General features: G+C 43.4%; 10 protein-coding genes. 7 read left to right on the forward strand and 3 right to left on the reverse strand.

The window, feature by feature from the left end:
- The 6 genes from BP896_RS01815 to BP896_RS01840 all read left to right on the forward strand — a co-directional run.
- On the forward strand, positions 1–1,242 hold a 1,242-nt coding region (locus BP896_RS01815), incomplete at its 5' end, for a HEAT repeat domain-containing protein (RefSeq protein ID WP_291765062.1).
- Between the two features lie 92 nt (positions 1,243–1,334).
- Positions 1,335–1,538 carry a hypothetical protein gene (locus BP896_RS01820; protein ID WP_291765064.1) on the forward strand — a complete coding sequence of 68 codons (204 nt, stop codon included), beginning with the start codon at positions 1,335–1,337 and terminating at the stop codon, positions 1,536–1,538.
- A 96-nt stretch (positions 1,539–1,634) separates the two neighbouring features.
- On the forward strand, positions 1,635–2,693 hold the full coding sequence (locus BP896_RS01825; RefSeq protein WP_291765066.1) for an L-threonylcarbamoyladenylate synthase: 1,059 nt from the start codon (positions 1,635–1,637) through the stop codon (positions 2,691–2,693).
- 43 nt (positions 2,694–2,736) lie between these two features.
- Positions 2,737–3,507, forward strand: a complete 771-nt coding sequence (locus BP896_RS01830) for a hypothetical protein (protein WP_291765068.1) — start codon at positions 2,737–2,739, stop codon at positions 3,505–3,507.
- 8 nt (positions 3,508–3,515) lie between these two features.
- Positions 3,516–3,890, forward strand: a complete 375-nt coding sequence (locus BP896_RS01835) for a hypothetical protein (RefSeq protein WP_291765069.1) — start codon at positions 3,516–3,518, stop codon at positions 3,888–3,890.
- A gap of 65 nt (positions 3,891–3,955) precedes the next feature.
- Positions 3,956–5,314 (forward strand): aspartate aminotransferase family protein, encoded by a 1,359-nt coding sequence (locus BP896_RS01840; protein WP_291765071.1) that lies wholly within the window; start codon positions 3,956–3,958, stop codon positions 5,312–5,314.
- Positions 5,315–5,394: 80 nt separating this feature from the next.
- On the opposite strand, the gene BP896_RS01845 is transcribed toward BP896_RS01840, so the two are convergent.
- Complete coding sequence (locus tag BP896_RS01845) at positions 5,395–5,733, reverse strand: DUF2175 domain-containing protein (RefSeq protein WP_291765073.1); 339 nt, start codon at positions 5,731–5,733, stop codon at positions 5,395–5,397.
- A gap of 249 nt (positions 5,734–5,982) precedes the next feature.
- Between BP896_RS01845 and BP896_RS01850 the strand changes: the two genes are divergently transcribed.
- Entirely contained in the window at positions 5,983–6,207 is a 225-nt protein-coding gene (locus BP896_RS01850) for a type II toxin-antitoxin system VapC family toxin (protein ID WP_291765075.1), read from the forward strand.
- Here BP896_RS01850 and BP896_RS01855 read toward each other — a convergent pair.
- Positions 6,200–6,607, reverse strand: a complete 408-nt coding sequence (locus BP896_RS01855; RefSeq protein WP_291765077.1) for a nucleotidyltransferase domain-containing protein — start codon at positions 6,605–6,607, stop codon at positions 6,200–6,202. The two genes, BP896_RS01850 and BP896_RS01855, sit on opposite strands and share 8 nt — an antisense overlap.
- Positions 6,565–6,975 (reverse strand): HEPN domain-containing protein, encoded by a 411-nt coding sequence (locus BP896_RS01860; RefSeq protein ID WP_291765079.1) that lies wholly within the window; start codon positions 6,973–6,975, stop codon positions 6,565–6,567. The genes BP896_RS01855 and BP896_RS01860 overlap by 43 nt, the downstream gene beginning before the upstream one ends.
- Between the last annotated feature and the right edge of the window lie 256 nt (positions 6,976–7,231).

The raw sequence follows: 7,231 nt of genomic DNA on the forward strand, positions 1-7,231 counted from the left end.
CTCAGAAAAGCCATGGAAGAGGCTGCTGATAAGCCCCTTGACTGGTTCTTTAAACAATACGTCTACTCAGCTGGCCACCCAAGTATTAAGTATTCTTGGAGTTATGATTCAGGCTACTTGAGGATTAATATCAGTCAAACCCAGGGTGAGGATTCATACCCAGCCTACAGAATACCTATTGAATTTGAGGTTGGTTACCAAGATGGCTCAACTGAATTAATTAAAGTTAACCTTGAGTCGAGGTACAATACCCTCTACCTACCTGTTAAGGGGAGGCCAGCCTATGTTTGCCTTGATCCAGGGTTTAAAGTAGCCGTTAAGTCAGTTAATAGTGATAAGGGTGTTGAGGAGGCTAGGGCTGAGTTAAGGAGTAGTAGTGTGGCCTGTAGGCTTGAGGCAATTGAGGCATTGGCTGGGGATAGTGGTTCAAGGTCAATTGAGGCCTTAACTGAGGCTTTACTTAACGATAAGTTCTGGGGTATTAGGGCTGAGGCCGCTAGGGCATTGGGTAAACTTGGGATCCCTGATGCCGCTAAGCCCCTTATTAATGCCCTTAACGTGGAGAAGCATCCTAAAGTTAGGCGTGCTATAGTTGAGGCTTTAGGTAACTTTAAGGGTAATAGTGATGCGGCTAAGGTATTGGCTTCAATCCTGGTAGATAATGGGGAAAGCTACTACGTTAGGTCCAGTGCAGCTGAAGCCCTTGGCAGGCTTGGTATTAGGGATTACTTTAATGAGCTAGTTAAGGCGCTTAATTATCCAAGCCACAATAATGTTATCACTCAAGGTGCGTTAAGGGGTTTAGCTGAACTAGGTGGAGATGAAGCTATTGAAATAATTCTGAAGCATACTCAATTAGGTTACCCAACGCTCATTAGAGCCACTGCGGCTCAATTACTAGGTAGGTTCGTGGATAATAGGCGGGTTTACGATAGGTTAATGGAACTCTTAAGGGATCAGTACGTGAGGGTTGCATCGTCAGCATTAAGTGCGGTGGAGTACTCCATGGATCCAAGATTCCTAGGAGTCCTAGACTCCATAGCCTCAGGTAAGGCTCCGGGCTTCATAGCAGCTGAATTAAGCGGTAGGTTTAGGAGGTACGCTAGAGATATTGCAGTTAAGATAAGGGAGCAGTTGAGTAGGGGTGTTGAATACGCTAAGTTAAGGGAGGAAATTGAGGGGATTAAGGAGGAGCAGAGGAGGCTGGTGGATAGGGTAAGTAGGCTTGAGGCTAAGGCTTAGTGATTAGAGTTAAGGGCCATTGGTGAATTGTTTAAAAAGTTATCCATGTTTTTACCTGATACACTTATTTAAGGCATATGCGTGATTAAGCCATGGGTCTTAAGGTTAAGATTGGGTTAAGTGGAGGTAATATGGTTGTGGTACTTATAATGCCTATTGAGGATTATGAATTAGCCTATAGGGGTGCGGCATTAATGTACAGGTGCCAGGGTGAGCCGGTTAAGAATCCACTAGCCAAGTACATTGCTGATTCACTTAAGTACCTTGAGTCGATAAGGAATTGCAGGGAAACTTAAAAGCATCCCCTTAAATCAATTAATTAATCGCATCATTCAGTGAACTATAGTTAGTGGGCAAAGTTTTATTAGACCCATGATGCTGGGAATTGCGCCATGACCCAGTTAATTAAGGTTGATGCCGTTAACCCTGACCCAGCCCTCATAAGGATTGCGGCTGATGTAATACTTAAAGGTGGATTATTAGCCTTCCCCACTGAGACTGTTTATGGGCTTGGTGCATCAACCTATAATGATGATGCCATTAGGAGGATTTACATTGTTAAGAATAGGCCCATGGATAATCCAAGCATAGTCCACATATCATCATTTAATCAACTCCATGAGGTTGCCGAGGACGTTCCAAGCGACTTAGAGGAGAGGCTTAAGGTGGCTTGGCCAGGTCCATTAACCGTCATTTTAAGGAAGAGTAGTAGGATTAGTGAAGTAGCCTCCTGTGGGTTAAGCACAGTAGCGGTTAGAATGCCAGCCCACCCAATACCCCTAGCCTTAATAAGGGAGAGCACACCAATATCAGCACCCAGTGCAAACATATCCGGTAAACCCAGCCCAACTAGGGCTGAGCACGTTATAAGGGATCTTTGGGGTAAAATAGACTTAATAATTGATGGTGGCGAAACATTCTTTGGCGTGGAGTCAACAATAATAGACTACACTAAGAAGCCCCCAATACTCTATAGGCCTGGCCCATTCACAGTGGAGGAGCTGAGGAGGATCTTTGGGGAAATTAAAGTGCCTGAGCAGGCCCTTGGGCTTGGCCAATTTAAGGAGGCCCTTGCCCCAGGCATGAAGTATAGGCACTATGCCCCAGATAAGCCACTCATTGTTTCTGAATGCAGTAGCCTGGATGGCTTAGTTAAGTTAACACTAGATTTAGCCAGTGATGAAGCTAAGAAGGGGAAACAGGTGGTAGTATTATGCAGTAGTGAGACATGTAGCATATATGTGAATGCTGGGTTTAGGGTTATTGAAGTTGGGTCAAGGAATAACCTATACACTGTGGCTAAGAACCTCTTCCACTCACTTAGGTTAATTGACTCAATGAATGTTGACTTAGCCGTAGCTGAGGGTTATCCGGAGATTGGTATTGGTTTAGCAGTAATGAATAGGTTAAGGAAGGCCTCAGGCTACAATATTGTTAAGTGTTCAGCCTAATATTTGGCTAAAGCATTTAAATCCTAACCTAAGTCAGTCGTTAATGAACACCGACACCCTCATAACATACGTAGCCATTGCAGTAATAGCGGCGGCAGTGGTCTTCTCAGTATTTGCCCATGCGTTTAAGCCAAGTAAGGGCCCTGACTTCACGCCAACCTACACAGTGCTTAACCAGCATATAAGTGATATAATTAGCATGTCCTCAACCATGGGCCTACAGTACGGTAACTCATCTGCACCAATTTGGATAATCTACTTCCTTAATCCTTACGATGATGCTAACTACACTTTAAGTAATGTGTTTAACTCAACAATCATGAATATGATTCAGAGGGGTGAAGTTAACCTAATCATAGTGCCTAACGTAATATCATACTACGGCAGCAGTAGTGTTCTTCAGAAGTTCCTACCGCTATACATTTGCACATATAATGTCAGTAAGGCAGCGTCGCTGGAGTTCCTTCAATGGTTTAGCCTTAAGGTTCATGAGAACTCTACCCTCGCCTTAAACATTACTTTAAGCAACATGACCAGTAAATTATCTGAATTGGGCGTAAGCGTTAATTACACTGCATGCTATAGGGAGTTTAATTTAACAGTAAGCGGCTACTTATCATTCATGCTTAATGTCCTCTCATGGGCTTATGGCCTACAGACCCCCAGTAGCTACGTTCTACCAAATGACCTAGTGGTGGTTGGTGTTAATAGGGTTAGTAATGTTGCCGTGGTGGATGAGAACGTTGCCGGCTACACACCACCCTTAAGTATATTGATTAATAACCTCATGACCCAGAAGCCATTCTATGGTTGATAATGGCCATGAATACTGATGATTTATTCGACTTAACCTCAACTTACTTATCCGTCTTAAGGGTTGAGCACATTATGCTGGCTAAGTTAATCCTAAGTACGGTTAAGGGTGAGGTTAACTGCAGTAGGCTGGTGAAAGTATTGGGTAGCCATATTGAGAAGGAGGGTAGGGTCTTGTCTAAGTATGGCATTGCCGTTAATTCAATGCAGGCTTTAAGCAAGCTTCATGAGGCATTATATGGGGAGTGCATTGAGGGTAAGGTTAGTAAGCAGCTGCTTGCTGAGTTACTTAGGGTTATTAAGGATCATGATGATGAGCTAGCTTTAATAATGAGTAAATTAATTAATGAATACTTCGCAAGTGTAGTTAATGAGGTTCATTAATCCTATACTAGGTTAATGATGTGGAAACCGTTAATAATCATTTAAGCGAACCCTGGCTGCTAAGTATGCTTAACCTAAGTGATAAGGTTCAGGAATTAGTGAGGAAGCTTGAATCAGAGTACTTAGCTAAGACAATTAAGTCAGCTGAATTCTTCAAGAGGGCATCCAGGGTGCTTCCAGGTGGTACCACTTATCAAATAAGGTTCTTTAAACCATACCCAGTCTACATCACTAAGGCTAAAGGCACCCTCGTATGGGACTTAGATGGTAACTCATATATCGACTTCTGGATGGGCCATGGAGCCCACATAATGGGCCACTCACCTGACTTCATTATTAAAGCTGTTAATGAGGCTGCATTAAATGGAACACACCTAGGTTACCCCAATACCCTCGAGGTGGATTATGCTGAATTACTCACTAGAGTTGTACCTAATGCTGAAATGGTTAGGTTCTCAAATAGTGGTACTGAGGCTAACATGTATGCTGTTAGGCTCGCCAGAGCCTACACTGGCCGTAGGTATATTGTTAAGATTGAGGGGGGCTGGCATGGCGGCTACGATGCATTACATGTTGGCGTTAACCCACCCTTTGAGGGGCCTGAGAGCCTGGGCCTGCCTGAGGAGCATATTAAATACACTCTAGTGGTTCCCTACAATGACTTAAACGCCCTTGAGAAGGCGCTGAGCACACATGATGTAGCCGCGGTAATAATGGAGCCAGTGTTAGGCTCAGGGGGCTGCATTGAACCTCAGTCTGGTTACCTACGCGGCGTCAGGGAGCTAACCAGTAGGTATGGTTCATTACTCATATTTGATGAAGTTATAACAGGGTTTAGGCTTGCCTTAGGTGGTGGGCAGGAGTACTTTAACGTTAAGGCAGATATAGTTACCCTAGGTAAAATCGTTGGGGGTGGGTACCCTGGTGCCGGCGCAATAGTATCTAATACTGAGGTAATGGAGCTTCTCAATCAGGTTAAGCGGCCGAATGCTAAGTTGAGGAGCTTCCATGGTGGTACATTCACAGGCAACATAATTACCCTCACCGCAGGCTATACGCTAGTTAACTACCTTAATAATAATAGGGGGGTTTATGAGGAATTGAATTCGCTTTGGGATTGGGCGCGGAGGAGGATGAATGAAGTTTGCGAAATCCATGATAGGTTATGCTGGGTAACTGGGGTGGGTAGTATGACTGGGATTCACTTTACTAAGAGAAAGCCAATTAATGTTAGGGAGGCTTACCAGCTTAGGATTAGTGAGGGGCTGTACGACCTAATGCACCTATACATGAGGGTTAATAACGTACTATATATGACTGAACACATGCCTCACCTACTACCATCAATAATACACACTAAGGAACACGCACAAAGGCTAGTTGACTCCCTAGATAATATGCTGAGTATGATAACCTCCAAGTGATGCCAATACTTAAATTAAACCCAAGCACTAATTCACCTTAATTCAAACCCACTACCTTTAAAATTTAATGAGTATTGAAATTATGGGATACTAACGCCATACTTACTTTCAATTAACTTAAGCATATCCACATTAAGCTTAGCGGCCTCACCCTCCAGTAACTTACGCCTGGAATTTATCACTTGCTTAACGGAGTCATCGGAAGCCATTTGTTCACCCTCCTTAGCTATCACTATGCCCTCATGAATATGCCTATTAATGGTTAAGATAGCCAATACATCTGAAGGCACCTTACCATTAAACTTATTATTAATAACCTTAACTAGGCAGGACCAGTGGATGGGTCCACCCTTTATGAAGGTGAATAATTGACCATCCACAACATTACCGCCACACACCATGCACTTCCACTCAACCATAAGCTGCTTTAATTAATATTAATTTTTAACCACTACGCGGCTGGTTAGGCTACCTTAAGGAGGGGCTTCCTGCTTCACTACATTACTATTGGATGAGTTCCGTAGGCTTTGAAATTATTACTACTTCGTATTCTTAAGTACATCACAACTACCCTATGGGTAACTGCATTCTGTGAGGAAGGATCGTAATGAAGATGAGCTATAGGCTTCGTCTTTTTAAGGCGGAGTAGGGTTTTAAGGTGAAAAAGCATGCATTATCTGGTAGTCTCCATTAAGGGGGTAACTCCTAAGACCCCAGAAACCCCACCCATTAAGGGGCAGGAAGGGGGTCGGAATGGAATAACAATCTATGATGCCTTATATACTGCATTAGCAGTGGGTGAGGGATTACCATTTTTAATGCTTGATGATAAGTGGAGTGAGGTTGCTAAAAGGTTAGGTATTAGCGTAATAATACCACATAGTATTACTTAATTTTAAGCCATGACCTACCCCTTCTTACGAATGATTTCCTAGCCTCCTCCGCTAATTCCCTAACCCTATCACTGCCAATTATGATCTTACCCTCAATTAATGCGTTCAACGCCAGTGGATTAATTGAATTAACCATCCCAGCTAATTCATCAAAAGTATAGCCCAATGCCTCAATCCTCCCCCTCTTAAACTTAAGGAGTAGGCTAATCCTATCAAGTATAGGTATGCCCTTAAAGGTATCGCTAACAACCAAAACATCAACATCACTCCAAACTCCCCCCAAGCCCTTAGCCATTGATCCATATAGGATCACCGCCTCGATGGGTATTGTTGAGGATAATTCCTTAATGAATACCTCTAATTCTCTAAACCAATCTCCCTCAATTTCTCCCTCACCCACGATAAAATCACCTCAGCAGCCTTAATAGCCCTTTCCGCAACCTCAGCATCATAGTATATTGCAGGGTATCCGCTTTCAAATGAATTCGGGTACCTGGTGGGTATATAGTGCCTATCCAATTCCCTGGCAAACGTCATTAAATCATCAACATTGTACTTATCCTTAAGCACGTTGAGGAGCTCAACAATACTATGACCCCATACGCCCACACCAAGCCCATGTAGTAAGGCCTTAAGCGCCTTCTCGGCTGCCTGCTGAGCCTGAAAGCAAGCCCACTCATAGTAACCACCATTTAAGCTACTTTTAGCAGCATCTAAATCCCTGAGGGCTTGCTTAAGCCATCTTTCAGCCTCACTAAGCCTATCCACTGCATCCACTTACCCTAGATCACAGTTTAAAAGCTATCCACGACTCAATGCTCATAACCTCAGCTTATCAAACCCATGGAATAATGGGCTAATGCCGGAGGAGGTGAATGTTCTCATTGAAATTACTTAAGTTCGATAATTATTTAATCATAAACCTTAGGTTAATGCTAGGAATTGCTGCACTGTGTAGGCGAGCCTCCTTATGTCATAAATTACAAATCCCAGGTCAGGGTATCTACTGTACGCGCCTGTTTCA

Source organism: Caldivirga sp. UBA161 (genome assembly GCF_002506515.1).
GTDB lineage: Archaea > Thermoproteota > Thermoprotei > Thermoproteales > Thermocladiaceae > Caldivirga.